Genomic DNA, 24,844 nt, shown 5'->3' with positions numbered 1-24,844 from the left:
CCGGCACAAGCGCCGGGCATTTGCACCGGGCCCTCGCGCTCGCTACATGCGCGGACAGATTTTCCCGTCCGTATCGATCAGGAGCGCGTGCCGACCATGGCCGTCCAGTACACCTACGTCATGAAGGGCCTGACCAAGACCTTCCCCGGCGCGAACAAGCCGGTGCTCAACAACATCCACCTGCAGTTCATTCCTTCGGCGAAGATCGCGATCATCGGCCCCAACGGCGCCGGCAAGTCGACGCTGATGAAGATCATGGCGGGTATGGACCCCGACTTCACCGGCGAGGCCTGGGCGGCCGAAGGCGTGCGCGTCGGCTATCTCGCGCAGGAGCCTCAGCTCGATCCGACCAAGGACGTCATGGGCAACGTCAAGGACGGCGTGCGCCCGGTCGCCGACCTCGTCGATCGCTTCAACGCGATCTCGGCGGAGATGGGCGATCCCAAGGACGACACCGACTTCGACGCGCTGATGGAGGAGATGGGCGATCTTCAGGGCAAGATCGACGCGGTCGACGGCTGGACGCTCGACAACCAGCTCGAGGTCGCGATGGAGGCCCTGCGCTGCCCGCCGGGCGATGCCGACGTCTCGAAGTTGTCGGGCGGCGAGAAGCGCCGCGTCGCGCTCTGCAAGCTGCTGCTCGAAAAGCCCGACATCCTGCTGCTCGACGAACCGACCAACCACCTCGACGCCGAAAGCGTGTCGTGGCTGGAAAACTACCTGAAGGAATATACCGGCAACGTCATCCTCGTGACGCACGATCGCTACTTCCTCGACAATGTCGTCAATTGGGTGCTCGAACTCGATCGCGGCCGCTATTACACCTACGAATCGAACTATTCGGGCTATCTCGAGAAGAAGGCCAAGCGCCTCGAGCAAGAAGAGCGCGAGGAAGCCGGCAAGCAGAAGGCTATCGCCGACGAGCTCGCCTGGATGCGCCAGACCCCGAAAGCCCGCCAGACCAAGTCCAAGGCGCGTATCCGCGCGTTCGACGAGCTGATGGCGAAGCAGGAGAATCGCGTCGCCGGCAAGGCGCAGATCCTTATCCAGCTGCCCGAGCGTCTCGGCGGCAAGGTGATCGAAGCGAAGGGCCTGACCAAGGCCTATGGCGACAAATTGCTGTTCGACGGCCTCGACTTCACGCTGCCGCCGGGCGGCATCGTCGGCGTCATCGGGCCGAACGGCGCGGGCAAGTCGACGCTGTTCAAGCTGATCACCGGTCAGGAGCAGCCCGACAGCGGCACGATCGAGGTCGGTTCGACGGTCAAGCTCGGCTATGTCGACCAGAGCCGCGACGATCTGGATCCCAACAAGAACGTCTGGCAGGAAATTTCGGACGAGCTGGAGGTGTTCCGCTTCGGCAAGCAGGAACTCGGCACGCGCGCCTATGTCGGCGCGTTCAACTTCCGCGGGCCGGACCAGCAGAAGAAGGTCGGCCAGCTGTCGGGCGGCGAGCGCAACCGTGTCCACATGGCCAAGATGCTCAAGGAGGGTGGCAACGTCCTGCTGCTCGACGAACCGACCAACGACCTCGACGTCGAGACGCTGCGCGCGCTCGAGGAGGCGCTGGAGACCTTCGCGGGCTGCGCCGTGGTCATCAGCCACGATCGCTTCTTCCTCGATCGCCTCTGCACGCACATCCTCGCATTCGAGGGCGACAGCCACGTCGAATGGTTCGAGGGCAATTACGAAAGCTACGAGGAGGACAAGCGTCGCCGCATGGGCGACGCCGCCGATCGTCCGACGCGCCTCGCCTACAAGAAGCTGACGCGCTGATCGTTACCGCGGCGGGAGGGCACCCAGCGTGACCCTCTCGCCGCGGATCGACGTGATCCCCGGCTGGTATACCGGCTTCAGCCCCGCGCAGCGCTGGATGCGATCCGGAAACAGCTTGGCCGCGTCGGCGCAGGTGATCTGGATATCGAAGCTGCGCGGCATCGTCTTCGAACACACGGTCGCATCGGATGCGATCGTGCCGCCGCGGATGATGTCCACCGCATGCGTATCGCCGTCACCGCCGTTGCGGCGCATGCGGATACGGTCCTTCTGCGTTTCCAGATCCTTGAACAGCGCCAGCTGCGTGTCGACGCAGATGCGATAGACGTTCGCATCGGTCATCGCATCGTTGAGCGTCACGAGCGCCGGCATCTCACGCAGGGTCTGGCGGAACGGATCGTCCTCGTTCACGAACATTCGGCGGATGGTGGATACGAAGGCGTCGTCGGCCTTCATCCGGCGGATCTGTTCGATCGTATAGCCGCTGCGCGCGCCACTGAGGTCGGCGACGCGGGTTTCGAGGTGCTGGATTTTCGACGTCAGATCGGCGTTCAGCGTGGTCAGGTCCGCCACCGCCTTCGCCTTTTCCGCCAGCACCGTCCGGTAACCGATATCGGTCTGATACATCAGCGTTTCGCTCCGGATACGGTCGCCGAGAAACCACGTCGCGCCGAACAGGATCGCGGCGGAGCCGGTCACCTTCAGCACCCCCATCTTGAATTCCGATCCCTCCGATCCGCCAAGGAAGCGGTAGATCAGCGCCGCGACCGATACCGCGGCAAAGAAGGCGATCAGGCTGGATGGAAAATGCGTCCCCCAGGATTCGTTGGCGATCGCCATCAGCAGAGATGTGGAAAAGCCGAGCAGCAGTGCAAGACAGATGACGACATCTTCGATCTTTAGTTTCATCGTTCCCCCGAACCGGCACGTCAGGCTACGTGCAGGATCGACACTGCCCGCAATCGGGCGGCGTCGGGACGAAAACATATCCGAAACGGTCGTAAATCCTGCGGGATCTGGCGCCGAACCTGCGAGATCGGGCGGACCGTCCCGTTTCCGGTTGAAAACCTTTGGATCGGTTCTACGTGCGTGTCTGGTTACAGGCGGGCGCGGACCCGCATGCAAGGGGAAGAAGCGGGGTTGGCGGTGGTCGAACGATCGCCCGGCGGGGATGAACCTCCCGGTGCCGGTGAACTGCAATATCGGCTGCAACAGCAATCGGTCCTCGCCCGGTTCGGGATCGAGGCGCTGCGCGCGCGCGACCTGCAGCCGATGCTGCAACGCGCGGTGGAGCTGTGCGCCGAGGGGATGCGCTCGCGCTATTGCAAGTTCCTCGAGCATAGCACCGACGAAAACGTGCTCCTCGTCCGCAACGGCGTCGGCTGGCGCGAGGGCGTCGTCGGCGGCACCGAGATGCGCGCGGACCTCGGTTCGCCGGCGGGCTATGCCTATCACACCGGCGAGGCGGTGATCTCCAACCACCTCGAGAATGAAACCCGTTTCCGCACGCCCGCCTTCATGGCGGACCACAATATCCGTCGCGCGATCAACGTCCTGGTCGAGGCCGGCGGCCGCCGGTTCGGCGTGCTCGAGGTCGACAGCCCCGACGAGGGCAAGTTCGAGGCGTCCGACCTCGCCTTCATGCAGGGTTTCGCCAATCTGATCGGCGTCGCGATCGAACGGCAGGAGGCCGAGCGCCGGCTCAACCATGCGCTGGAGCATCAGGAACTGCTGACGCGCGAGGCGAGCCATCGCGTCAAGAACAGTCTGGCGATGGTATCGGGACTGCTCAACCTGCAGATGCAGGCCGATCCCGACGAGCGCATCACCCGCCTGCTCGGCGATGCGCAGGCGCGGATCACCGCGATCGCACAGGCGCACGACCGGTTGTGGCGCGGCGAGCAGGTCGGCATCGTCGCGCTCGACGATCTGATCGGCGGTATCGTCGAGCAGTTGCGCGAACAGGCGCCGCTCCACGCCATCCATTGCGATATCGCGCGCGTCCAGATCAGCGCCGATTCGGCGATCCCGATCGGCCTGCTGGTCACCGAACTGGTCACAAATGCGATTAAATACGCTTATGACGAGGGCGGCGAGATCGTCGTCGCGATCGCCGATCGCGCGGGCGAACTGCACCTCACCGTCAGCGACCATGGCCACGGCCTGCCGGCCGGCTTCGATCTCAAATCGGCCTCGCGGCAGAGCCTCGGCATGCGCATGATCGCCAGCCTCGCGCGCCAGTTGCGCGGCGAGCTGGTCTATGCGGATGCCGGCCCCGGCACCCGCGCGCTGCTGGTGATGCCCGATCCGCGGGCGAGGTGACTACAAGCGGTCGGTCGCGACGGTCAGGCCGGGAATGGTGACTGCGTCGATCGGCTGACCGAAGGCGATCTGGCGCGTTTCCGCATAGGCCTCCCCCTCGGGCTTCCACATCTGGTGGATGACCTCGCCCTGCACGTCCACCACCCAATATTCCGGGACGGACGCGGCGGCATAGATGGCCAGCTTTCGGCCTAGATCGTTGTCCAGCGTCGAATCGGCCACTTCGACCACCATGGCGAGCGAGGCGAGGGGGATCAGCCCGTCCCCTTCCGGTTCGGCCGTCACCGCGATGTCCGGTTCGGTGACGTTATGTGGCGGCATCGCCACCGATCCTTCGACCAATGCCTCCAGCGCGCTGTCGATGTCGGTCAATCCGCGTGACATGAGCAGGTACAGTCGCGACTTGATCCGCGCATGGGGACGATATTGCGCGTTCATGAAGACGACCTCCCCGTCCAGAAGTTCGGTCTTGCCATAGGTGTCGAAGGCCCCCGCCGCGTCCAGACGCACATAGTCGTCGATGCGCAGCTTGACCCGCTGCGGGGCCGTGACGAGAGACGACATCTTGGTCATGTCACCATCCTATCACGCCTCCGCCTCTAGCGCACGCGCTTGACGAAGACCCCGCTCTCGCGGCGTTCGGACTGGAAGTTCGGCACCGCCAGGATCAGGTCCGACAGGCGCTGGTAGCCGTAGTTGCGCGTATCGAAGCTCGACCGGTTGCCGGCCAGCTGGCCCATCGCCGACAGGCTGACATAGCCCTTTTCGTCGCGTTTCACCGATTGATAGGCATCGATCAGCAGCGCGATCAGCTCGGGATCGATCGGCTTCTTGGTCTTGGGGGCGCTCGCGATCGATGGCGGCAGCGAATCGCCGATCGGCACGTCGACGCTGGCCGGCTTGGCCGCCACCGGCGCCATCGCCTCCGCCTTCGCCTCGCTCACCAGCGCGCCGACGTCGATGAAGCGCGTGCACGCCTGTTTGAACGCCTCGGGCGTTTTGGCGTTGCCGAAGCCGTAGACCGGGATGCCGTCCTGCCGGATGCGCATCGCCAGCGGCATGAAGTCGCTGTCCGACGACATGATCCCGAACCCGCCGATCCGCCCGCGGAACAGCAGGTCCATCGCATCGATCGTCATCTTCATGTCGGTGGCGTTCTTGCCCTTGGTCAGGTCGAACTGCTGCTGCGGCTCGATGCCGTGCTTGACCGTCATGTCGCGCCAGCCCTTCAGCGCGGGCTTCGACCAATTGCCGTAGACGCGGCGGATGTTGACGGTGCCGAGCTCGGCCAGCACGGTCAGGACGGGATCGATCGCGTGCCAGGACGCATTGTCCGCGTCGATGAGCAGGGCGATGTTGCGCATAGTATCTTCCATGCGCGCGAACCTCGCGGCCCGATCGCCGACGGTCAACCGCTAAGCATGGTCCTGGCGTCACTTCGCGCGATCGTCAGCCGGCGGGATAGGTGACCGCGACCACCTCATATTCCTTCTCGCCCGCGGGCAGCGTGACGCGGCGCAGGTCGCCGACGGTCGCACCGCGCAGCGCCCGCGCGATCGGCGCGTTCCACCCGATCCGCCCCGCGCCGGCCTCCGCCTCGTCGTCGCCGACCAGCGTCAGCACGCGTTCGGCATCATCCTCGTCCGCGATCGTCACCGTCGCGCCGAACCATATTCGCGTCCGGTCCTGCGCCTGCGCCGGATCGACCACCTTGGCCGCCTTCATCCGCTTCGACAGCCAGCCGAGCCGCCGGTCGATCTCGCGCAGTCGCTTGCGGCCGTAGATATAGTCGCCGTTTTCCGACCGGTCGCCGTTGCCCGCCGCCCAGGCGATCGTCTCGACCAGCGCGGGCCGCTCGGTGCCGAACAATTGTTCGTACTCCGCGCGCAGCGTCGCATAGCCCGCCGGCGTGATGTAATTCGGTCGCTGCTCCACGGATCAGCCCGGCCGCTTGCCCAGATACCAGCTGAGGTTCGCGGGGCCCCGGCTCTTCGCCCGGGCGGGATTGATGAGGTCGTAGACGACCGCATTCTCCAGCACGCGCTGCACGTAGTTGCGCGTTTCCTGATACGGGATCGCCTCGATCCAGTCGACCATGTCGACGCCGCCGGTGCGCGGGTCGCCGTTGGCACGCAGCCATTTGTTCACGTTGCCGCCGCCCGCATTATAGGCGGCGATCGCCAGCGGATAACTGCCGTAGATGCCGAAGATCCGCTGGAAATAGCTCGATCCCAGCATGATCGACAGATTGGGATCGCTGGTCAGCGAGGCGGGGTCGTAGGAGATGCCGATCTTGCCCGACTGTTCCCGCGCGGTAGCGGGCATCAGCTGCATCAGCCCGCGTGCGCCGGCATGGCTGACCGCGGTCTTGTCGAACTGGCTCTCCTGCCGCGCGATCGCATGGATCAGCGTCCAATTGTCCTCGTAACCGGTCGGCACGCTCACCGTCGGAAAGCCCGTCGCCGAATAGTCGGACAGGCCGTTCTGCATCGCGCTGCGCCCGACCATCACGCCCAGGTCCGGCCGGTTGATCTCGCGCGACAGTTCCGCGGCGAGCAGATGATCGGTGTCGCTGGTCGCCTGCGCGGCGATCTGCCGGACGAAGGCGGTCTGGTCCTGCCACTGGCCGATCATGCCCAGGAACCGCACCGCGCGCACCGTCTCGCGCGCCGCGAACGCCTGCCGCACCGCCGGGGCGATCGCCGGCGATCCGATCGCGGGCGGTGCGACCAAAGGCTTGCCCGTCCGCTCGAGCGCCAGTTGCCCATAGAATTGATCGCGATAGCCGCCGGCGCGCGCATAATAGCCCGCCGCCTCCGCCGCCTTGCCGGCAGCCTCCGCCGCGCGCCCGGCCCAGTAAAAGCCCTTGGCCCGCGTCTGCGGCGACTGGCTGCCGCGGCCGTAGCGTTCGAACATCACCATCGCGTCGGCGGGTCGCCCGAGCGACTTCATCGCGACCTGCCCGGCCAGCCAGGCGAGGCTCGTGTAATCGTCGCGCTCGCCATAGGGCTTGGTCGAGACGTCGGTCCCGGCGGGATAGGCATCGTCGACCTGCCGCGCGATGTCATAGGCGAGCTGATACTGACCGTCCGCCTGCGCCGCGCGGGCGTTGACCAGCAGCACCTCATACCATTTCTCGACGTCGCCCGGCCGGCTGGCGAGCGCCCGCGGCCGCGCCAGCCACGACCGCGCGGTCGGCGACGCGCCGGTGTTGCGCAGCCAGGTCGCGCGGTCGGCGACATAGCCGGGATCGCTCGCATATTGGTCCTGCGTCCGCATCGCGAGATCCGCGGCATTGGCGGCGTTCGACCGGAACGCCAGTCGCGCCTCGAACGCCGGCCGCCGCGCCGGGCTGGTATAGGCGATCTGGCGGGCGGCGACGCCGGTCGCATTCTGCCACAGCAGAGCGTCCATCCGGGCATCGTGATCGTCGGGGGTCAGCGCGCCGGCGAAGCCGGTCAGCACCGTCGCCTCGTCGTTCGCCGACAGTCCGCCCTTGCGCCACGCCGCCCGCGCCGCCGCCTGCGCCTCGACCGTCCGTCCGGTCGCCTGCAACGCCCGTGCCTGCGCGACCAGCCCCGCACCGCTCTGCGGCGCGAAGCGGGTGAAATAGGCGATGGCATTGGCGGGCGCGGCGTTCACCGCCTGCTTTTCTGCCGCGCGGCGGTTGGCGGGCTCGCCGGGCCAGCCGGGATGCGCCATCAGGAACCCGGCATAGCTGTCGAACGGCAGCGCATCGGTCTGCTGGATCGCCTTCCACTGCGCGATGGCGGCGGCGATCGCCCCATCCGCCGGGCTCTGGGGCGCGCGCGGCGACATGTTCGCCATCTGCGTGCGATACCGGTCGAGCTGGTCCTGATCCGCCGGCGCCTGCGGCACGGGCTGGACCTGCATCTGGAGGGGAGCCGCGGAGACCCCGGCGAAGGTGGCGAGAAGAAGTCCGATCGGAAGCGTGGCTGGGTGCATGTGGACATCATACGGCCTCCACCCGTATCTGTCCTGAACGAAAACCCGTCCCGGCGCAGCAGGAGCGCGAATTACCTCATGTTTTCAGGTTCCATCCCCGCCCTCGTCACGCCGTTCACCGCCGACGGCGCGTTCGACGAAGCCGCCTATCGCGCGCTGATCGACTGGCAGATCGCCGAGGGCTCGTCCGCGCTCGTCCCCTGCGGCACCACCGGCGAGGCAGCGACGCTGACCGCCGACGAACATTTCGCCATCGTCCGCGTCTGCGTCGACCAGACCGCGGGCCGCGTGCCGGTCATCGCCGGCGCCGGATCGAACGACACCGCGGTCGCCGCCGCCAACATCACCCGCGCCCGCGATGCCGGCGCCGATGCCGCGCTGATGGTCCCGCCTTATTACAACCGCCCGGGCCAGGAGGGGATCTACCAGCATTTCGCCAGGCTGGCGGAGACGGCCGAACTGCCGATCGTCCTCTACAACGTCCCCGCCCGCACCGTGACGGACATCCAGCCCACGACGCTCGCCCGGATCGTCAACGCCTTCCCGAAGGTGTTCGTCGCGGTGAAGGACGCCAGCGGCGCCATCGCCCGCGTCTCCGCGCATCGCGACGCCTGCGGCCCGGATTTCGTCCAGCTGTCCGGCAACGACGACATGGCGCTGGCGTTCAACGCGATGGGGGGCAGGGGCTGCATCTCCGTCTCCGCCAACGTCGCGCCGCGCCTGTGCGCCGACTTCCAGGCGGCCTGCCAGTCCGGCGATTATGCGGCGGCGCTGGCGTTGCAGGACCGGCTCTACCCGCTCCACGACGCGCTGTTCACCGACGCATCCCCCGGCCCGGTCAAATACGCCATGACCCGCGTCCGCCCCGGCTTCCCCGACGGTATCCGCCTGCCGATGACCTGGCCATCGGACGCCTCGCGCGCCGCGGTCGACGCGGCGCTGGCGCATGCCGGCCTGATCTGAAATCCTGCCCGGTACGGGGAGGGGGACCGTCCGCTCGAGCGAAGGGTGGAGGGGGCCCGCCACCCGGTACGACGTCAACGCCCGTATCGGGAGGAATGAAACGCCCCCGCTTCCCTTGCCCCCCATCACCCCCTACATCGCCCCGACATGTCGCGTCCCAAACCCGCCACCTTCGACAAGAAGAAGATCGTCGCCGAGAATCGCAAGGCACGGTTCGAATACAGCATCGATACCGTGTACGAGGCGGGCATCGCGCTCACCGGCACCGAGGTGAAGTCGCTCCGCTTCGGCGAGGGCAGCATCGCCGAAAGCTATGCCGAGGTGCGCGACGGGTCGGTCTGGCTGGTCAACGCCAACGTGCCCGAATTCAGCCACGGCAACCGCTACAACCACGAGGCCAAACGGCCCCGTAAATTGCTGCTTCACGAACGCGAGATAAACAAGCTCCACGGCGCGGTCGCGCGCGAGGGCATGACCCTCGTGCCGCTCAGCGTCTATTTCAACGGCCGCGGCCGCGCGAAGGTGGAACTCGCCCTGGCCAAGGGACGCAAGGACCACGACAAGCGCGCCGCGATCAAGGAGCGCGAATGGAAGCGGGAAGCCGGACGAATCATGCGCGATCGGGGCTGATGACGTCCCCGGCTCCGGGCATGGTCCACAAGAGTCTCGCCTGGTGCCGGCGCAACATGCCGACGCGGGACTCGATGGAATCGAACCGGTTGCTGCGGCCCGTCGCCCATCGCGTGATGGAGCCGGGCCTGTGGCGCTTCAATCGCCGTTCGGTGCCGCGCGGCGTCGCGCTCGGCATGGTCGCGGGGTTCCTGTTTCCGGTCGCGCAGATCGCCATCGCCGCCCTGTTCGCGCTGCCGTTCCGCGCCAACGTGCCGGTGGCAGCGCTGACCACCTTCATCACCAACCCGTTCACCACGCCGTTCCTGTGGTTCGTCGCCTACAAGATCGGTACGTGGCTGCTGCGCAGCGACGCGCCCGCGATCACCCAGCCCGTCACCGAGGCCGCGACCGGCTGGCTGCAATGGCTGACCGGCGCGCTCCACTGGCTGTGGTCGCAGGGGCCGGCGTTCGGCCTCGGCCTCATCGTCCTCACCACGGGTTGCGCGATCCTCGGCTATGCGCTGTCGGCGCTCGGCTGGCGGCTGTGGATCGCGCGCAAATGGCGACATCGTCACAATGGAAACCATATTTGACGAGGCGTTCTAACCGGCTACAACACCGGCCATCCCGAGTCTGAATCTTCCGTCTTTTCCTTCTAAAGGGCCATTCATGCGCAAACCGGTTCTCGCCGCTCTTCTGCTCGCCTCCGCCGCATCCGGCGTCGTCTACGCCCAGACCGCCACGCCGGCCGCCCCCACGGCGAAGTCCGTGCCGGGCAAGCCGCAGCTCGGCGATTTCGGCGTCGACCTCACCGCGATGGACAAGGCGGTGCTGCCGGGCAACGATTTCTACAATTACGTCAACGGCGCCTGGATGGCCCGCACCGAGATCCCGGCCGACCGGTCGAGCTGGGGCGGCTTCGCGATCCTGCGCAACCTGTCCGACGAGCGCACCCGCGCGGTGATCGAGGGCTCTGCCGCCAATCCGGGCAACGATCCCGTCTCGGCGAAGATCGGCGATACATACGCGAGCTTCATGGACGCGCCCGCGATCGAGGCTGCCGGTGCCGCACCGCTGAAGCCCTATCTCGCGAAGATCGCCGCGATCGCCACGCCGGCCGATCTCGCCAAGGCGTTCGGCGAGGCGACGATGCACGGCATCGACGTGCCGATCGGCGCGGGCGTGCAGCAGGACCTCAAGGACAATACCGTCTACGCCGTCTACCTCGGCCAGGGCGGCATCGGCCTGCCGGACCGCGACTATTTCCTCAAGGACGACCCCAAGTTCGCCGAGGCGCGCACCAAGTACGTCGCCTATATCGCCGACATGCTGCGCATGGCTGGTCAGCCCGATCCGCAGGGCTCGGCACAGCGCATCTTCGATCTCGAGAAGAGCATCGCGCAGGTCCATTGGGAGCGCGCCGAACTGCGTCAGGTCGAAAAGGGCTACAACCCGATGCCGGTCGAACAGCTCGCCACCGCGATGCCCGGCTTCGACTGGAAGGCGATGCTCGCCGCACAGGGCCTCGGCAGCCAGACCCGCGTCATCGTCGGCCAGCCCTCGGCGCTGACCGCAACCGCGAAGATCGTCGCGGCGACGCCGCTGCCGGTGTGGAAGGAATATCTCGCGTTCCACACCATCTCGAACGCCGCACCGCTGCTGTCGTCCAACTTCGTCAACACCCAGTTCGCCTTCTACGGCACGACGCTGTCGGGCACGCCGCAGCTCAAGGAGCGCTGGAAGCGCGGCGTCGATCTCGTCAACGGCAGCCTGGGTGAGGCGGTCGGCCAGATCTACGTCCAGAAATATTTCCCGCCCGAGGCGAAGGCCAAGGCGGACGAACTGGTCCGCAACCTGATTTCGGCGATGGATGCGCGGCTCTCCCGCCTCGAATGGATGGCGCCGGCGACGAAGCTGAAGGCGCGCGCCAAGCTGGCGGCGTTCACGCCCAAGATCGGCTATCCGGACAAGTTCCGCGACTACACCAACCTGCGCGTGGTGAAGGGTGACGTGCTCGGCAACGCCGATCGCGTCGCGGAGTTCGAATACAAGCGCCAGCTCGACAAGATCGGCAAGCCGGTCGATCGCAGCGAATGGTTCATGACCCCGCAGACGGTCAACGCCTATGCCAATCCGCTGATGAATGAGGTCGTCTTCCCGGCGGCGATCCTCCAGCCGCCGTTCTTCGATCCCAACGCCGATCCGGCGGTGAACTATGGCGCGATCGGCGCGGTGATCGGCCACGAGCTGAGCCACCACTTCGACGACCAGGGCCGCAAGTTCGATCCGAAGGGCAATTTCTCCGACTGGTGGACCGCGGAGGACGTCAAGCGCTTCAACGCGCTGACCGACAAGGTCGTCGCGCAATATGCCGCCTACGAGCCGATCCCGGGTAGCCACGTCAACGGCCAGCTGACGCTGGGCGAGAACATGGCCGACCTCGCCGGTATCAACGTCGCCTATGACGCGTACAAACTGTCGCTGAAGGGCAAGAAGGCGCCGGTGCGCGACGGCTTCACCGGCGACCAGCGCTTCTTCATGGGCTTCGGGCAGGTTTGGCAGACCAAGGCGCGCGAGGCGTCGATCAAGAACCAGCTCACCACCGATCCGCACACGCCGGGCCAGTGGCGCGCCTATGTGGTCCGCAACCTCGACGCCTGGTATCCGGCGTTCAACGTGAAGCCGGGGCAGAAATACTATCTGGCCCCCGCCGACCGCATCAAGATCTGGTAAGGCCCCGGGTCCGTCCGCCCGTCACCCCGGCACCAGGCACGGGGTGACGGGCGACCTACGGCAAAAGGGTAGCAAGGGTCCGTATGCCTCGTGCATGCATGCGCGCGCCTCTACCCGCCAAACCAATCGCTTGACGGCGGGCGCCACATCCCGCGATGACGGCGCCGACATGGCGTCCCTTCCGCTCCCCGCCGGCCTCGACCCGAAGCGTGCCGCGATCCTCGTCGCCGGCGGGGCGACGATCGCCGCGGCCGGCCTCGTCCTGTTCCTCGTCGGCAGCATCGCCGTCGCTGCCGGCTTCCTCGGCGTCGGCATCGTCGCCACCGGTGCCGTCATCGGCTGGCGGCTGCTGCGCCAGCAGGCCACGGCCGAACCCCATGCGATCGACTGGGCCTTCACCCGCGCCGTCGCGCAGGCGAGCGGCGATGCGGTGGCGATCACTGATCGCGCCGGTCGCCTCGTCTGCGCCAACGACGCATTCGAAACGCTGTTCGGCGGCTTTCCGACGCCGCCCGGCCTGCCACTGGAAGGCGACGGCGTCGCGCTGCTCGGCAACGCCGGCCGCATTGCATGGCGGGACGGCAGCGGCGAGATCGCGGGCCTCGTCATCGGCCGCCACCGCATCACCGCGCATATCACCCGCGCCGGCGACGACGGTGACATGCTCGTCTGGCGCTTCGTCGTCCTCCAGCGGCAGGATCTCGCCGCGTCGACCGAGGCGCTGATCGGCGGCGCGACCGGCGACCGGCTCGGCGGGGCAGGGGTGATGGCGGCACTGATCGGCCCCGACGGCCGCGTCCGCGCCACCAACCGCGTGCTCGCCGAGCGCGCGCTGGGGGCGGTGGGGCCGATCGACGGGCGCGACTTCGCCCGGTTGCTCATCACCGACAGCCGCGGCCTCGTCCGCTTCGAACGCGAGGGGCTCGACGGTACGCCGCTGCGCGTCGTCCAGATCCCCTTCATGGACAGCGAGGACGCGCCCGTGCTGGTCGCGCTGCTCGACGACGAGGATACCGCCCCGGCGATCGGCGCCAGCGCCTCGGCGCATGTCCGCAGCCTCGTCAGCCTGATGCCGTTCGGCATGGCGCTGGTCGATCGCGAGGGGCGCTTCCTGCAGATGAACGACGCCTTCATCCGCGCCGCCGGCGTCGATCCGCATGCGCCGCCGCTCTACCCCGGCGACCTCGTCGTGCGCGAGGACAAGACCGCGGTCGCCGATGCGATCCGCCGCTTCGCCGGGGGGGCGACGCATTCCTCGGACATGGCGGTCCGCCTCAAGAGTCATCCCGAAGAACCGGTCGCGCTCACCATCGCCGGCGCGCGTGGCCTCGGTGATGCCGCGGTGCTGCTCAGCCTCAAGGACAATAGCGAGGAAAGCCGGCTGAAGCGCGAGGTGGCGCAGGCGACCAAGATGCAGGCGGTCGGCCAGCTCGCCGGCGGCGTCGCGCACGACTTCAACAATATCCTCACCGCCATCATCGGCCATTGCGACCTGATGATGATGCGCCATTCGCCCGGCGACAGCGATTACGACGACATCCAGCAGATCCGCACCAATTCGAACCGCGCCGCCAGCCTGACCCGCCAGCTGCTCGCGTTCAGCCGCCAGCAGACGCTGCGCCCGCAGACGCTGCAGCTGCCCGATGTCGTCGCGGAGGTGTCGAACCTGCTCAAGCGGCTGATGGGCGAACAGATCACGCTCGACGTCACCCACGGCCGCAATCTGGGGGCGGTGCGTGCCGATCCAGGCCAGCTCGAACAGGTCGTCGTCAACCTCGCGGTCAATGCGCGCGACGCGATGCTGACCCACAATCCGCGCGGCGGCGGCACGCTGACGATCCAGACCAAGGCGGTGACCGCCAGCGAGGTGCGCGCGATGGCGTCCGACATCCTGCCGGTCGCCGATTACACCGCGCTGGTCGTCACCGACACCGGCGGCGGCATCCCGCCCGAAATCCTGCCCAAGATCTTCGAACCCTTCTTCACCACCAAGGAGGTCGGCAAGGGCACCGGACTCGGCCTGTCCACCGTCTATGGCATCGTCAAACAGTCGGGCGGCTGGATCTTCGCCGATTCGCGTCCCGGTCAGGGCGCGACCTTCACCATGTACCTGCCCGTCCATGCCGCGGGAACGGTGACGCGGCCGCCGCTCGCCCGGCCGCCCGCCAAGCCGGTCGAGATGTGGGGCACCGGCACCATCCTGTTGGTCGAGGACGAGGATATGGTCCGCGCCGTCGCCGAGCGCGCGCTGACGCGGCAGGGCTATACGGTGATGACCGCGGAGAATGGCGAGGCCGCGCTCGACCTGCTCGACCGGAACGGACGCCCCGACCTGCTCATCAGCGACGTGGTGATGCCGACGATGGACGGCCCGACCATGGTCCGCCATGCCCGCGACCGCTATCCCGACCTGCCGATCATCTTCATGTCGGGCTATGCCGAGGAGCAATTGCGCAAGTCGATCGACCTCGACAACGTCGCCTTCCTGCCCAAACCGTTCAGCGTGCAACAGCTCGCGGAGGCCGCACGGGACGTGCTCGTCGGGCGCTAGGGCCGGTCGTCGCACCACCCGACCGGTACAGACCGAAAACAACATGTTGGCATTGCGCAACAACCGCGGGTAAGGGCCATGGATGGCTGCTCCGACCCAGATCCTCATCGTCGAGGACGAACCGCTGATCGCGATGATGCTCGAGGATTTCCTCGAGGTGCTCGACAAGACCGCCGTCGGCACCGTCGACAGCGTGGCGACCGCTTTGGCGCGGGTCGAGGATGGCGGCATCGACGCCGCGATCCTCGACGTCAACCTGCGCGGCGGTGAGAAGAGCACCCCCGTCGCCGAAGCGCTCGCGGCGCGCGACATCCCGTTCGTCTTCGCCACCGGCGGCAGCGACGACAGCGTCGACGCGCAGTTCCGCGACCGGCCGGTGTTGCAGAAGCCGTTCACCATGGACGGGGTCGCAAGGGCGCTCGAAGCGCTCTGAGCGAAAATCTGGCGTAACAGACTTGCGTCGCGGGCTTCGCCGACGCAATAGCCTGTCGCCATGACCCAGTTCGACAAGACCCGCCTGCCGAGCCGCCACGTCTCGGTCGGCCCGGAACGCGCTCCGCACCGCAGCTATTACTATGCCATGGGCATCGGCGAGGAGGATATCGCCAAGCCCTTCGTCGCGCTCGCCAGCGCCGGCAACAATTCCGCGCCGTGCAACACCACGCTCGACGCGCAGGCCGATGCGGCACAGGCCGGCGTCATCAACGGCGGCGGCATGCCGCGCCGCTTCAACACGATCACCGTCACCGACGGCATCGCCATGGGCCATCAGGGGATGAAGGCCTCGCTGGTCAGCCGCGAGGTCATCGCCGATTCGGTCGAGCTGTCCGTCCGCGGCCATTGCTACGACGCGCTGGTCGGCTTCGCCGGCTGCGACAAGTCGCTCCCCGGCATGATGATGGCGATGCTGCGCCTGAATATCCCTTCGATCTTCGTCTATGGCGGATCGATCCTGCCCGGCCGCTTCCACAACCGCGACGTTACCGTCGTCGACGTGTTCGAGGTCGTCGGCAAATATGCCGCCGGCGCCTGTCCGTTGTCCGAGGTGCACGAGCTCGAAAAGGTCGCCTGTCCCGGCCACGGTGCGTGCGGCGGCCAGTTCACCGCCAACACCATGGCCTGCGTCGGCGAGGCGATCGGCCTCAGCCTGCCCAACAGCAACATGGTGCCCGCGCCCTATACCACGCGCGAACAGATCGCCGTCGCCGCGGGTGCACAGGTGATGGAGCTGGTCGCGAAGCAGTTGCGCCCGCGCGACATCTGCACGCGCGAGGCCTTCATCAATGCCGCCCGCGTCGTCGCCGCCACCGGCGGGTCGACCAACGCCGCGCTCCACCTGCCCGCGATGGCGAGCGAGGCGGGGATCGACTTCGACCTGTTCGACGTCGCCGAGGCGTTCAAGTCGACGCCGTACATCGCCGATCTCAAGCCGGGCGGGCAATATGTCGCGAAGGACATGTACGAGGCAGGCGGCGTCTACATGCTGATGAAGACGATGCTGACCGGCGGCCTGCTCGACGGCAATTGCATGACGGTCACGGGCCGGACGCTGGGCGAGAACATCGATCAGGTGACGTGGAACCCCGACCAGAAGGTCATCTACGACGTGCAGACGCCGATCAGCCCCACCGGCGGCGTCGTCGGCCTGCGCGGCAGCCTCGCCCCCGATGGGGCGATCGTGAAGGTCGCCGGCATGCACCGCCTCCAGTTCGAAGGGCCGGCGCGCGTCTTCGATTGCGAGGAGGATTGCTTCGCCGCGGTCGAGGCGCGTTCGATCAACGAGGGCGAAGTCCTCATCATCCGCTACGAAGGGCCGAAGGGCGGCCCCGGCATGCGCGAGATGCTGTCGACCACCGCCGCGCTCTACGGCCTCGGCATGGGCGAGAAGGTCGCGCTCATCACCGATGGCCGCTTTTCGGGTGCGACCCGTGGTTTCTGCATCGGCCACGTCGGTCCCGAAGCCGCGGAGGGTGGCCCGATCGCGCTGGTCGAGGACGGCGACACGATCCGGATCGACGCGGAGGCGGGCACGATCGACCTCGTCGTCGACGATGCCATCCTCGCCACGCGCCGTGCCGCATGGCAGCCGCGGGTGAACGATTACGGATCGGGCGCATTGTGGCGCTATGCCCAGAACGTCGGACCCGCATGGCAAGGCGCCGTCACCCATCCCGGCGCGAAGGCCGAAACCCACGTCTATGCCGACATTTGATCGCAGCCGTGCGGCGGGGGCGTTCCTGCTCCTCGCCGCATGCAGCGATCCCGCGACGCAGACGGCCGACACCAACGTCCTCGCGCAGGTCGAGGCCGAGCAGGCCAAGGCTGCCGAGGACGACGGCAACATCCTGTGCGCGCGAGGGCAGGGCGCGCTCCAGCGCACCTGCACCGTCGAACAGGCGCAGGGCGACCGCGGCCTGATCCTGACCCTTCGCCACGCCGACGGCGGCTTCCACCGCCTGCTCGTTACCAGGGACGGTCGCGGCGTGGTCGCGGCGGACGGCGCCGAACCGGCGCAGGTCACCATTCCCGACGCGCGGTCGATCGACGTCGCGATCGGCGACAGCCGCTATCGCCTGCCCGCGACGATCAAGGGCGGCGCATGATCCCGATCGCGGGCCAGCCGATCCTGACGGCGGCCCGGATGCGCGCCGCCGAAGATGCCGCGATCGCCGCCGGGGCGTCGGTCGCAACGCTCATGGACCGCGCGGGGAAGGGGATCGCGCAGGCCGCCCGCCGCCTCGCCGCGGGTGCCGAGATCCTCGTCCTGTGCGGCCCCGGCAACAACGGCGGCGACGGCTATGTCGCTGCGGCCGCCCTGCGCGCCGCGGGCCTGTCGGTGCGGCTGGCAGCCAGCGCCGATCCGCAGACCGACGCCGCCCGCGATGCCCGTAGCCGCTGGAGCGGCGCGATCGAACCGCTCGATCAGGCGCGGTCCGGCCCGATCCTGATCGACTGCCTGTTCGGCACCGGCCTCACCCGACCGCTGCACGGCGCCATCGACGCGCGGCTTGCGGGCCTCGCACAGGCGGCGCGGATCGTCATCGCCGCCGACCTCCCCAGCGGCACCGATGCCGACACCGGCGACGCTCCGCTCTGGGCCCGGCAGACGCCTGCCACCCTCACGCTTGCGCTCGGCGCGCTCAAGCCCGCCCACGTCCTCCACCCCGCCGCCACGGCCTGCGGCGCGATCCGGCTGATCGACCTCGGCCTCGATCGCCCCGACGACGTCGCCATCGCCGCCGCTCCGCTGCTGCCCAAGCCCGGCCCCGAATCGCACAAATACACCCGCGGCATGGTCGCGGTGCTCGCCGGCGCGATGGAAGGGGCCGCGCGTCTCGCCGCCATCGCCGCATTGCGCAGCGGCGCCGGCTATGTCGCGCTCTACGGCGGCAGCGGGCAGGGCGGCCCCGACGCCATCGTCCACCGCCCCTACGATCCCGAGGCCCTGACCGACACGCGCATCGGCGCCATCCTGATCGGCCCCGGGCTCGGCCGTGACGACGAAGCCCGCGCGCGACTGACGGCACTCATCGAAGCCGACACCCATACGCTCGTCATCGACGGCGACGCGTTGCACCTGCTTGACCCGGATGCGCTCGACGGTCGCTTCCATCCGGTCGTGCTCACCCCCCATGCCGGCGAGTTCAAGGCGCTGTTCGGAACGCCTGCCGGATCTTTGCTCGATCAGGCCCGCACCGCCGCGGCCCGTGCGAAGGCGATCGTCGTCCTGAAAGGCCCGACCACGATCGTCGCGGGCGCCACCCGCACCCTCGTCCACCCCGCCGGCAATGCCTGGCTCTCCACCGCCGGCACTGGCGACGTCCTTGCCGGGACGATCGCCGCGCAACTCGCGCATCCCGGCGCCGATCCGCTCGCCGCCGCCAGCGCCAGCACCTGGCTCCACGCCCGCGCCGCGGCATTGTGCGGCCGAAGCTTCATCGCCGACGACTTGGCAAATGCGCTCACCCCGGCCAGAGCCGGCGCATGACTTCAGACAATAGGATCCTGCGTGTCGCGGCTCGCGGCGACGGCGTCACCGCGGATGGCCGCCACGCCGCCTTCGCCGCCCCCGGCGACCTGCTGGGCGAGGACGGCACGCTCACCCACGGCCCGCACCATCAGGTGCCGCCCTGCCGCCACTTTCCGGAATGCGGCGGCTGCCAGCTCCAGCACCTCGACGACGAATCCTACGCCGCCTTCGTTACCGATCGCGTCGCGAGCGCGCTCGACGGGCAGGAGCTATCGGCAGCGCTGCGTCCGCCGCTCGTCTCCCCCCCCAACACCCGCCGCCGCGCGACGCTGCACGCGGAGGGGAAGGGTGGCCGCGTCACCCTCGGCTTCACCGCCGAGAAGAGCCACGACATCGTGGACATGCGCGAATGCCACATCCTCGCGCCGGATCTGTTCGCGGTCGTCGCGCCGCTGCGCACGCTGTTGCAAAAGCTCGGCTTCAAACGCCGCGGCGACGTCCACCTGACCCTGTCGGATCAGGGGCCGGACGTGATGGTCACCAACCTCACCGCCGACGGCCTCGCCGCTGCGGAAAAGATCACCGACTTCTGCGAACGCCACGCCATCGCCCGCTTCACGCTCGACAGCGGCGACGGCCCCGAAACGCGCTGGGAGCCGCAGCCGGTGACGATCACGCTCGGCGGCCACCCGGTCCCGCTGCCGCCCGCTTCGTTCCTGCAGGCGACGCAGGAGGGCGAAGACGCGCTCGTCGCCGCGATGCGCGAGGCGACCAAGGGCGCCGGTACGATCGCCGACCTGTTCGCCGGCCTCGGCACCTTCACCCTCGCACTCCCGGCGCGCGTCTATGCCGCAGAAGGCGCCCGCGATGCGCTCTTTTCGCTCAAGGCCGCTGCCGGCAGCCGCCAGATGCAGGTCTTCACCGAACACCGCGACCTCTACCGCCGCCCGCTGACCGTGGTGGAGCTCGACCGCTTCGACGCCATCGTCATCGATCCGCCCCGCGCCGGTGCCCGCGATCAGACCGAAGCGCTCGCCGCCTGCCAGTCGAAGGTCATCGGCTACGTCTCCTGCAACCCGTCGAGCTTCGCCCGCGACGCCAAACTGTTGATCGACGGCGGCTGGCGGATCGACTGGATCCAGCCCGTCGGCCAGTTTCGCTGGTCCACCCATGTCGAACTGGCGGCGCGTTTCGTGCGGTAAGCTGGATTCACGCGAAGACGCTAAGACGCGAAGAGGTTCATCTAGCGGTGACCGCAGCGATCGGAAGACGCACCACGGCATGGGAAACATGCTGCGGATGTTTCAGTCGCAACACCTTCGCGCCTTCGCGTCTTCGCGTGCACATATCATCGGCCTGAAAAGAAAGATGGTTCGCGCGGAGACGCGGAGACGCGGAGAGTCGCGCCCGCGGCCGGGTCACCGTTCTTCGCCGACCTTCCGGTCACGGCAACCGCACGCGCCGACGCCTCCCGATCGCGCGACCTGCGCCCAGAGCGGGATCGTCGCGCGTCTGCGCGATACTCAATAGACCGCCGACACGAAGAACAGCCCGTCCGGCGGCGCGTTCAACCCCAGTCGCGCCCGGTCCCGCGCCTCCAGAGCGACCCGCACATCCTCTGCCGACCAGCGCCCCATGCCGACCAGCGCCAGACACCCCACCATCGAACGCACCTGATGATGCAGGAACGACCGCGCCGCCGCCCGCACCGCGATTCGCTCGCCGATGCGCTCCACGGACAGGACGTCCAGCGTCCGCACCGGCGAATCGGCCTGACAATGTGCCGATCGGAACGTCGTGAAGTCGTGCCGGCCGACCAGCATCGCCGCGGCCGCCGCCATCGCCGCGTCGTCGAGCGGCTGCGGCACCTGCCACGCCAGCCCCGCCTCCCACGTCAGCGGCGCGCGCCGGTTGACGATCCGATATTCGTACGACCGCCCCAGGCACGAGAAGCGCGCATGCCAGTCGTCGGCGACCGCGACGCACTCCAGCACCGCCACCGGCGCCGGCCGCACCCGGGCGTTGAGCGCCTCCATCAGCCGGAACGGCGCGATCGGCTTGGCGATGTCGACATGCGCGCGCATCCCCAGCCCGTGCACACCCGCGTCGGTCCGCCCCGCCGCATGGACCGCGGCGCGCTCGCCGGTGACGAGGAACACCGCCTCCTCCAGCGCCGCCTGCACGCTCGGCCCGTGCTTCTGCCGCTGCCAGCCCATGAAGGGGCGGCCGTCATATTCGACCCGCAGCGCGAATCGCGTCAACGCCCGCCCTCGTTCAGCGGCGTCCCCGATCGCACCGGAAAGCCGCGCAGCATCTCGTCGGCCGTGGTCACGCCGCGCCCGGCGCGCTGCACCAGCGTCGGCCGGATCGCCCCGTCCCCGCAGGCGATGGCCAGCGTCGCATCGACGGTCGTCCCTTCGCCGCCCGGAAAGCTGAACGGCAAGACGTCGGCGGCCAGCACCTTGACCCGCTCGCCCGCAACCTCGAACCACGCGCCCGGCGCCGGGTTCACCGCGCGCACCAGCCGCTCGACCGCTACCGCGCTCTGCGTGAAGTCGATCCGTGCCTCCGCCTTGTCGATCTTGGCGGCATAGGTGACGCCGTCCGCCGGCTGCGCCACCGCCGGATGCGCGTCCGGATCGGCCAGCACGGTCACCATCAGCCGCGCACCCAGCGCCGCCAGTTCGCCGGTCAGCTTACCCGCCGTCTTGCCCTCGACCGCGACGCGCCCCTCCAGCCGCACCGGCCCGGTGTCGAGCCCGGCCTCCATCTGCATGATCCCGACCCCCGTCTCGGCATCGCCGGCGAGGATCGCGCGCTGCACCGGCGCCGCTCCCCGCCAGCGCGGCAGCAGCGATCCGTGGACGTTGAGGCAGCCGAGCCGCGGCGCATCCAGCACCGCGCGCGGCAGGATCAGCCCATAGGCCGCCACCACCGCCACGTCCGCGTCCAGCGCCGCGAATGCCGCCTGCGCCTCCGCGTCCTTCAGGCTGACCGGATGCCGCACCGCGATCCCCAGCGCCTCCGCCCGCGTCTGCACCGGCGAGGCGACCGTTTCGCGCCCGCGTCGCCCGCCGGGGCGCGGTGGCTGGCTGTACGCTGCCACGACGTCATGCCCGGCCGCCACCAGCGCCTCCAGCGTCGGCACGGCGAAGTCGGGAGTTCCCATGAAGATGATCCGCATGGGGATGCCTTCAACGCGCTGGCGGGCGGGCGCGCAACCCCCTATCTGTTCCGAATATGGCGTCTCCCGAAATCGAAGCCCTGACCCAGGCGCTGGCGCGTCTTCCCGGCCTCGGCCCGCGCTCGGCCCGCCGCGCCGTGCTCCACCTGCTCAAGAAGCGCGAGGCGGCGCTCGGCCCGTTGCGCGCCGCGCTCGAGGCGGTCGACGAACGGCTCGAAACCTGCGCCGTCTGCGGCAACGTCGATACCGCCAACCCCTGCGCGATCTGCGCCGATCCCCGCCGCGACCAGCGTGCGCTCTGCGTCGTCGAGGAGGTCGCCGATCTCTGGGCGCTCGAACGCTCGCGCCTGTTCCCCGGCCGCTTCCACGTCCTCGGCGGCCGCCTGTCCGCGCTCGAGGGCATCCGCCCCGAGGATCTCGCGATCGACGCCCTGGTCGCCCGCATCGAGGCGGGCGGCATCGACGAGGTCGTGCTCGCGATGAACGCGACGCTGGAGGGGCAGACGACGGCGCATTACCTCGCCGACCGCATCGAACGCTTCCCGGTCCGCGTCACCCAGCTCGCGCACGGCCTGCCGGTCGGCGGCGAGCTCGACTATCTCGACGAAGGCACGCTGGCGCAGGCGCTCAGGGCCCGCCGCCCGGTCGCCTGATCCGGTCAATCTTGACGGCAAACGCCTCGCGACCTAGCGGACGGCCGCATGGCAGTCCTTCCCATCGTCGAAGTCCCCGATCCGCGCCTGCGCCTGATCTCCAAGCCCGTCGCGGCGATCACCGAAGAGACGCGCGCGTTCGTTCGGGACATGATCGACACGATGTACGATGCCAACGGCATCGGCCTCGCGGCGATCCAGGTCGGCGTCGACAGCCGCATCCTCGTCATCGACCTGCAGGACGAGAAGGACGAGGACGACAAGCCGGTCAAGGCGCCGCACGCCTATATCAACCCCGAAGTCCTGTCGGTCAGCGAAGAGACAAGCACCTACAACGAAGGCTGCCTGTCGATCCCCGAACAATATGCCGACGTCGCCCGCCCCGCCGCCTGCCGCGTCCGCTGGCAGGACGAACAGGGCGCGACGCATGAGGAAGACCTCACCGGCCTGCTCGCCACCTGCATGCAGCATGAGATCGACCATCTCAACGGCGTGCTCTTCATCGATCATATCAGCCGCCTGAAGCGCGACATGGTGATGAAGAAGCTGACCAAGCTGCGCCGCGGCTGATCGGCCGCCGGCCCGCATTTTTCCCCTGTCCCCGGCGGTCCGTTCGACCTATGTTCCCGTCGTAACAAGGGAACGCCATCGTTGGATCAGTCGCTCATCATCGCCGTCCTGGCGCTCGTCGCCGGCCTCGTCATCGGCTGGCTGCTCGCCAACCGCAAGGCCGGCACGCTCGCCGCCGACCTCGCGGTCGCGCAGAGCAAGGCCGCCGACGCCGAGCTGATCCGCCAGACCCGCGACGCGGTCGAGCGCGAGCGCAACGACGCGATCCGCGACCTCGCCGCGCTGCGCGCGCAGCACGAGGATCGCACCACCGCCGCCGAATCGCTCCGCGGTGAACTCGTCCACATCCGTGCCGATCGCGACGCCGCCCGCGCCGATCTCGCGACGATGCGCGCGCAGCACGAAGCCTTCGAGGCGCGCCTCGCCGACATGCGCGAAGCGAAGGAGCTGATGGCGACGCAGTTCAACGACCTCGCCAACAAGGCGCTGACCGACGCGCAAAAGGCGTTCCTCGACCGTGCCGAAGCCCGCTTCCGCCAGTCCGAGGAACTCGCCGGCACCAACCTCAAGTCGCTGCTCCAGCCGGTCAACGACCGCCTGCTCCGCTACGAGGAGGGCGTCGCCAAGGTCGAGGCCGAACGCCGCGACGCCTTCGGCGACCTCAAGGGCCAGATCGAACAGATGCGGCTCGGCCAGGAGCGCGTCTCGGGCGAAGCCGCCAAGCTCGTCAACGCGCTGCGCAACGCCCCCAAGGCGCGCGGCCGCTGGGGCGAACAGCAGCTGCGCAACGTGCTCGAAAGCTGCGGCCTCGCCGAACACACCGATTTCGCGATGGAGGTCAGCGTCGCGGACGGGGAGGGCGGGCGCCTGCGGCCCGACGCGATCGTCACCATTCCGGGCGGCAAATCGCTCATCATCGATGCCAAGGTATCGCTCAACGCCTATCAGGACGCGTTCGGTGCAGTCGACGATGCCGATCGCCGCACCGGCCTCGCCGCGCACGCCGCCTCGATCCGCGCGCACGTCGCCGGCCTGTCCGCCAAGAGCTACTGGTCGCAGTTCACCGACGCCCCCGATTACGTCATCATGTTCATCCCCGGCGAACATTTCCTGTCCGCCGCGCTCGAATATGACGCCGACATCTGGCAGTTCGCCTTCGACAAGCGCGTCCTGCTCGCGACGCCGACCAACCTCGTCGCGATCGCCCGCACCGTCGCGGCGGTCTGGCGGCAGGAGAAGCTGGCGACCGAGGCGCGTGCGATCGGCGCATTGGGCAAGGAACTCTACGACCGCTTGGCAAAGGCCGGCGAAGACCTGCGCAAGGTCGGCAGCGGCCTCACCACCGCGGTCAACAATTACAACGGCTTCGTTTCCAGCTTCGAAAGCCGTGCGCTTGTCTCGGCGCGCAAGTTCCGCGACCTCAACATCGAACCGGGCGCGCGCGAGATCTCCGTCGTGGAACCGGTCGAGGCGATGGCGCGCTATGGCGACGAGGCGCTGCGCCTGTCCGACGCAGCAAAATAGGAGACGACCGGATGCGCGGC

22 protein-coding genes are annotated in these 24,844 nt (G+C 68.4%); 15 read left to right on the top strand and 7 right to left on the bottom strand.

Features of this window, described 5'->3' with window-relative positions; translation table 11 throughout:
* The first annotated feature begins 96 nt into the window (after positions 1–96).
* Complete coding sequence (gene ettA, locus AC1RTO_RS06410) at positions 97–1,776, top strand: energy-dependent translational throttle protein EttA (RefSeq protein ID WP_293873970.1); 1,680 nt, start codon at positions 97–99, stop codon at positions 1,774–1,776.
* 3 nt (positions 1,777–1,779) lie between these two features.
* On the opposite strand, the gene AC1RTO_RS06405 is transcribed toward ettA, so the two are convergent.
* Positions 1,780–2,685, bottom strand: coding sequence for a hypothetical protein (locus AC1RTO_RS06405; protein WP_493160013.1), 906 nt, complete (start codon positions 2,683–2,685; stop codon positions 1,780–1,782).
* 210 nt (positions 2,686–2,895) lie between these two features.
* Here AC1RTO_RS06405 and AC1RTO_RS06400 point away from each other — a divergent pair, with 210 nt between their 5' ends.
* Positions 2,896–4,098: a sensor histidine kinase gene (locus tag AC1RTO_RS06400; RefSeq protein WP_493160012.1), complete on the top strand. Its 1,203-nt coding sequence runs from the start codon at positions 2,896–2,898 to the stop codon at positions 4,096–4,098.
* On the opposite strand, the gene AC1RTO_RS06395 is transcribed toward AC1RTO_RS06400, so the two are convergent.
* The 4 genes from AC1RTO_RS06395 to AC1RTO_RS06380 form a co-directional block, all read right to left on the bottom strand.
* On the bottom strand, positions 4,099–4,671 hold the full coding sequence (locus AC1RTO_RS06395) for a Uma2 family endonuclease (RefSeq protein WP_493160011.1): 573 nt from the start codon (positions 4,669–4,671) through the stop codon (positions 4,099–4,101). It lies immediately after the preceding gene.
* Positions 4,672–4,697: 26 nt separating this feature from the next.
* On the bottom strand, positions 4,698–5,474 hold the full coding sequence (locus tag AC1RTO_RS06390) for an NYN domain-containing protein (protein WP_493160010.1): 777 nt from the start codon (positions 5,472–5,474) through the stop codon (positions 4,698–4,700).
* A gap of 73 nt (positions 5,475–5,547) precedes the next feature.
* On the bottom strand, positions 5,548–6,033 hold the full coding sequence (gene greB, locus AC1RTO_RS06385; RefSeq protein WP_493160009.1) for a transcription elongation factor GreB: 486 nt from the start codon (positions 6,031–6,033) through the stop codon (positions 5,548–5,550).
* Between the two features lie 3 nt (positions 6,034–6,036).
* Positions 6,037–8,064, bottom strand: coding sequence for a lytic transglycosylase domain-containing protein (locus tag AC1RTO_RS06380; protein ID WP_493160008.1), 2,028 nt, complete (start codon positions 8,062–8,064; stop codon positions 6,037–6,039).
* Positions 8,065–8,142: 78 nt separating this feature from the next.
* Here AC1RTO_RS06380 and dapA point away from each other — a divergent pair, with 78 nt between their 5' ends.
* The 10 genes from dapA (at position 8,143) to AC1RTO_RS06330 (ending at position 20,095) form a co-directional block, all read left to right on the top strand.
* Positions 8,143–9,027, top strand: a complete 885-nt coding sequence (gene dapA / locus AC1RTO_RS06375; protein WP_493160007.1) for a 4-hydroxy-tetrahydrodipicolinate synthase — start codon at positions 8,143–8,145, stop codon at positions 9,025–9,027.
* A 147-nt stretch (positions 9,028–9,174) separates the two neighbouring features.
* Positions 9,175–9,657: an SsrA-binding protein SmpB gene (gene smpB, locus AC1RTO_RS06370; RefSeq protein WP_293873879.1), complete on the top strand. Its 483-nt coding sequence runs from the start codon at positions 9,175–9,177 to the stop codon at positions 9,655–9,657.
* Positions 9,657–10,232 carry a DUF2062 domain-containing protein gene (locus tag AC1RTO_RS06365; protein ID WP_493160006.1) on the top strand — a complete coding sequence of 192 codons (576 nt, stop codon included), beginning with the start codon at positions 9,657–9,659 and terminating at the stop codon, positions 10,230–10,232. The genes smpB and AC1RTO_RS06365 overlap by 1 nt, the downstream gene beginning before the upstream one ends.
* A gap of 76 nt (positions 10,233–10,308) precedes the next feature.
* On the top strand, positions 10,309–12,372 hold the full coding sequence (locus tag AC1RTO_RS06360; protein WP_493160005.1) for a M13 family metallopeptidase: 2,064 nt from the start codon (positions 10,309–10,311) through the stop codon (positions 12,370–12,372).
* 169 nt (positions 12,373–12,541) lie between these two features.
* On the top strand, positions 12,542–14,923 hold the full coding sequence (locus tag AC1RTO_RS06355; protein WP_493160004.1) for a hybrid sensor histidine kinase/response regulator: 2,382 nt from the start codon (positions 12,542–12,544) through the stop codon (positions 14,921–14,923).
* Positions 14,924–15,005: 82 nt separating this feature from the next.
* On the top strand, positions 15,006–15,356 hold the full coding sequence (locus AC1RTO_RS06350) for a response regulator (protein ID WP_493160003.1): 351 nt from the start codon (positions 15,006–15,008) through the stop codon (positions 15,354–15,356).
* 60 nt (positions 15,357–15,416) lie between these two features.
* The gene (gene ilvD / locus AC1RTO_RS06345) at positions 15,417–17,135 is read left to right on the top strand and encodes a dihydroxy-acid dehydratase (protein WP_493160002.1); all 1,719 of its coding nucleotides are present in this window, start codon (positions 15,417–15,419) and stop codon (positions 17,133–17,135) included.
* Positions 17,122–17,526 carry a hypothetical protein gene (locus AC1RTO_RS06340; protein ID WP_493160001.1) on the top strand — a complete coding sequence of 135 codons (405 nt, stop codon included), beginning with the start codon at positions 17,122–17,124 and terminating at the stop codon, positions 17,524–17,526. The genes ilvD and AC1RTO_RS06340 overlap by 14 nt, the downstream gene beginning before the upstream one ends.
* Complete coding sequence (locus AC1RTO_RS06335; protein ID WP_493160000.1) at positions 17,523–18,911, top strand: NAD(P)H-hydrate dehydratase; 1,389 nt, start codon at positions 17,523–17,525, stop codon at positions 18,909–18,911. The genes AC1RTO_RS06340 and AC1RTO_RS06335 overlap by 4 nt, the downstream gene beginning before the upstream one ends.
* A complete protein-coding gene (locus AC1RTO_RS06330) occupies positions 18,908–20,095 on the top strand; it encodes a class I SAM-dependent RNA methyltransferase (RefSeq protein WP_493159999.1) in 1,188 nt (395 codons plus the stop codon). Before AC1RTO_RS06335 ends, AC1RTO_RS06330 begins: the two co-directional genes overlap by 4 nt.
* 321 nt (positions 20,096–20,416) lie before the next feature.
* On the opposite strand, the gene truA is transcribed toward AC1RTO_RS06330, so the two are convergent.
* Together truA and fmt are read right to left on the bottom strand one after the other, a co-directional pair.
* Positions 20,417–21,154 (bottom strand): tRNA pseudouridine(38-40) synthase TruA, encoded by a 738-nt coding sequence (gene truA, locus AC1RTO_RS06325; protein ID WP_493159998.1) that lies wholly within the window; start codon positions 21,152–21,154, stop codon positions 20,417–20,419.
* The gene (gene fmt, locus AC1RTO_RS06320; RefSeq protein WP_493159997.1) at positions 21,151–22,077 is read right to left on the bottom strand and encodes a methionyl-tRNA formyltransferase; all 927 of its coding nucleotides are present in this window, start codon (positions 22,075–22,077) and stop codon (positions 21,151–21,153) included. The genes truA and fmt overlap by 4 nt, the downstream gene beginning before the upstream one ends.
* A 56-nt stretch (positions 22,078–22,133) precedes the next feature.
* Between fmt and recR the strand changes: the two genes are divergently transcribed.
* The 3 genes from recR to AC1RTO_RS06305 all read left to right on the top strand — a co-directional run bounded on the left by recR (position 22,134) and on the right by AC1RTO_RS06305 (position 24,824).
* On the top strand, positions 22,134–22,730 hold the full coding sequence (recR, locus tag AC1RTO_RS06315; protein ID WP_493159996.1) for a recombination mediator RecR: 597 nt from the start codon (positions 22,134–22,136) through the stop codon (positions 22,728–22,730).
* Between the two features lie 48 nt (positions 22,731–22,778).
* Positions 22,779–23,300 (top strand): peptide deformylase, encoded by a 522-nt coding sequence (gene def, locus AC1RTO_RS06310; RefSeq protein WP_493159995.1) that lies wholly within the window; start codon positions 22,779–22,781, stop codon positions 23,298–23,300.
* Positions 23,301–23,381: 81 nt separating this feature from the next.
* Positions 23,382–24,824, top strand: a complete 1,443-nt coding sequence (locus tag AC1RTO_RS06305) for a DNA recombination protein RmuC (protein ID WP_493159994.1) — start codon at positions 23,382–23,384, stop codon at positions 24,822–24,824.
* Positions 24,825–24,844: the final 20 nt, after the last annotated feature.

This window comes from Sphingomonas sp. GW821-FHT10F09, from assembly GCF_058809195.1.
The sequence above is the reverse complement of the archived record's forward strand: the minus strand, read 5'-3'. Positions and strand labels throughout refer to the sequence as shown.

What these genes read in the sequence shown, in the direction of transcription:
- ettA (WP_293873970.1), top strand. Translation starts at nt 97, where the DNA reads ATGGCCGTCCAGTACACCTACGTCATGAAGGGCCTGACCAAGACCTTC.
- AC1RTO_RS06405 (WP_493160013.1), bottom strand. Translation starts at nt 2,685, where the DNA reads ATGAAACTAAAGATCGAAGATGTCGTCATCTGTCTTGCACTGCTGCTC.
- AC1RTO_RS06400 (WP_493160012.1), top strand. Translation starts at nt 2,896, where the DNA reads ATGCAAGGGGAAGAAGCGGGGTTGGCGGTGGTCGAACGATCGCCCGGC.
- AC1RTO_RS06395 (WP_493160011.1), bottom strand. Translation starts at nt 4,671, where the DNA reads ATGACCAAGATGTCGTCTCTCGTCACGGCCCCGCAGCGGGTCAAGCTG.
- AC1RTO_RS06390 (WP_493160010.1), bottom strand. Translation starts at nt 5,474, where the DNA reads ATGGAAGATACTATGCGCAACATCGCCCTGCTCATCGACGCGGACAAT.
- AC1RTO_RS06380 (WP_493160008.1), bottom strand. Translation starts at nt 8,064, where the DNA reads ATGCACCCAGCCACGCTTCCGATCGGACTTCTTCTCGCCACCTTCGCC.
- dapA (WP_493160007.1), top strand. Translation starts at nt 8,143, where the DNA reads ATGTTTTCAGGTTCCATCCCCGCCCTCGTCACGCCGTTCACCGCCGAC.
- smpB (WP_293873879.1), top strand. Translation starts at nt 9,175, where the DNA reads ATGTCGCGTCCCAAACCCGCCACCTTCGACAAGAAGAAGATCGTCGCC.
- AC1RTO_RS06365 (WP_493160006.1), top strand. Translation starts at nt 9,657, where the DNA reads ATGACGTCCCCGGCTCCGGGCATGGTCCACAAGAGTCTCGCCTGGTGC.
- AC1RTO_RS06360 (WP_493160005.1), top strand. Translation starts at nt 10,309, where the DNA reads ATGCGCAAACCGGTTCTCGCCGCTCTTCTGCTCGCCTCCGCCGCATCC.
- AC1RTO_RS06355 (WP_493160004.1), top strand. Translation starts at nt 12,542, where the DNA reads ATGGCGTCCCTTCCGCTCCCCGCCGGCCTCGACCCGAAGCGTGCCGCG.
- AC1RTO_RS06350 (WP_493160003.1), top strand. Translation starts at nt 15,006, where the DNA reads ATGGCTGCTCCGACCCAGATCCTCATCGTCGAGGACGAACCGCTGATC.
- ilvD (WP_493160002.1), top strand. Translation starts at nt 15,417, where the DNA reads ATGACCCAGTTCGACAAGACCCGCCTGCCGAGCCGCCACGTCTCGGTC.
- AC1RTO_RS06340 (WP_493160001.1), top strand. Translation starts at nt 17,122, where the DNA reads ATGCCGACATTTGATCGCAGCCGTGCGGCGGGGGCGTTCCTGCTCCTC.
- AC1RTO_RS06335 (WP_493160000.1), top strand. Translation starts at nt 17,523, where the DNA reads ATGATCCCGATCGCGGGCCAGCCGATCCTGACGGCGGCCCGGATGCGC.
- AC1RTO_RS06330 (WP_493159999.1), top strand. Translation starts at nt 18,908, where the DNA reads ATGACTTCAGACAATAGGATCCTGCGTGTCGCGGCTCGCGGCGACGGC.
- fmt (WP_493159997.1), bottom strand. Translation starts at nt 22,077, where the DNA reads ATGCGGATCATCTTCATGGGAACTCCCGACTTCGCCGTGCCGACGCTG.
- recR (WP_493159996.1), top strand. Translation starts at nt 22,134, where the DNA reads ATGGCGTCTCCCGAAATCGAAGCCCTGACCCAGGCGCTGGCGCGTCTT.
- def (WP_493159995.1), top strand. Translation starts at nt 22,779, where the DNA reads ATGGCAGTCCTTCCCATCGTCGAAGTCCCCGATCCGCGCCTGCGCCTG.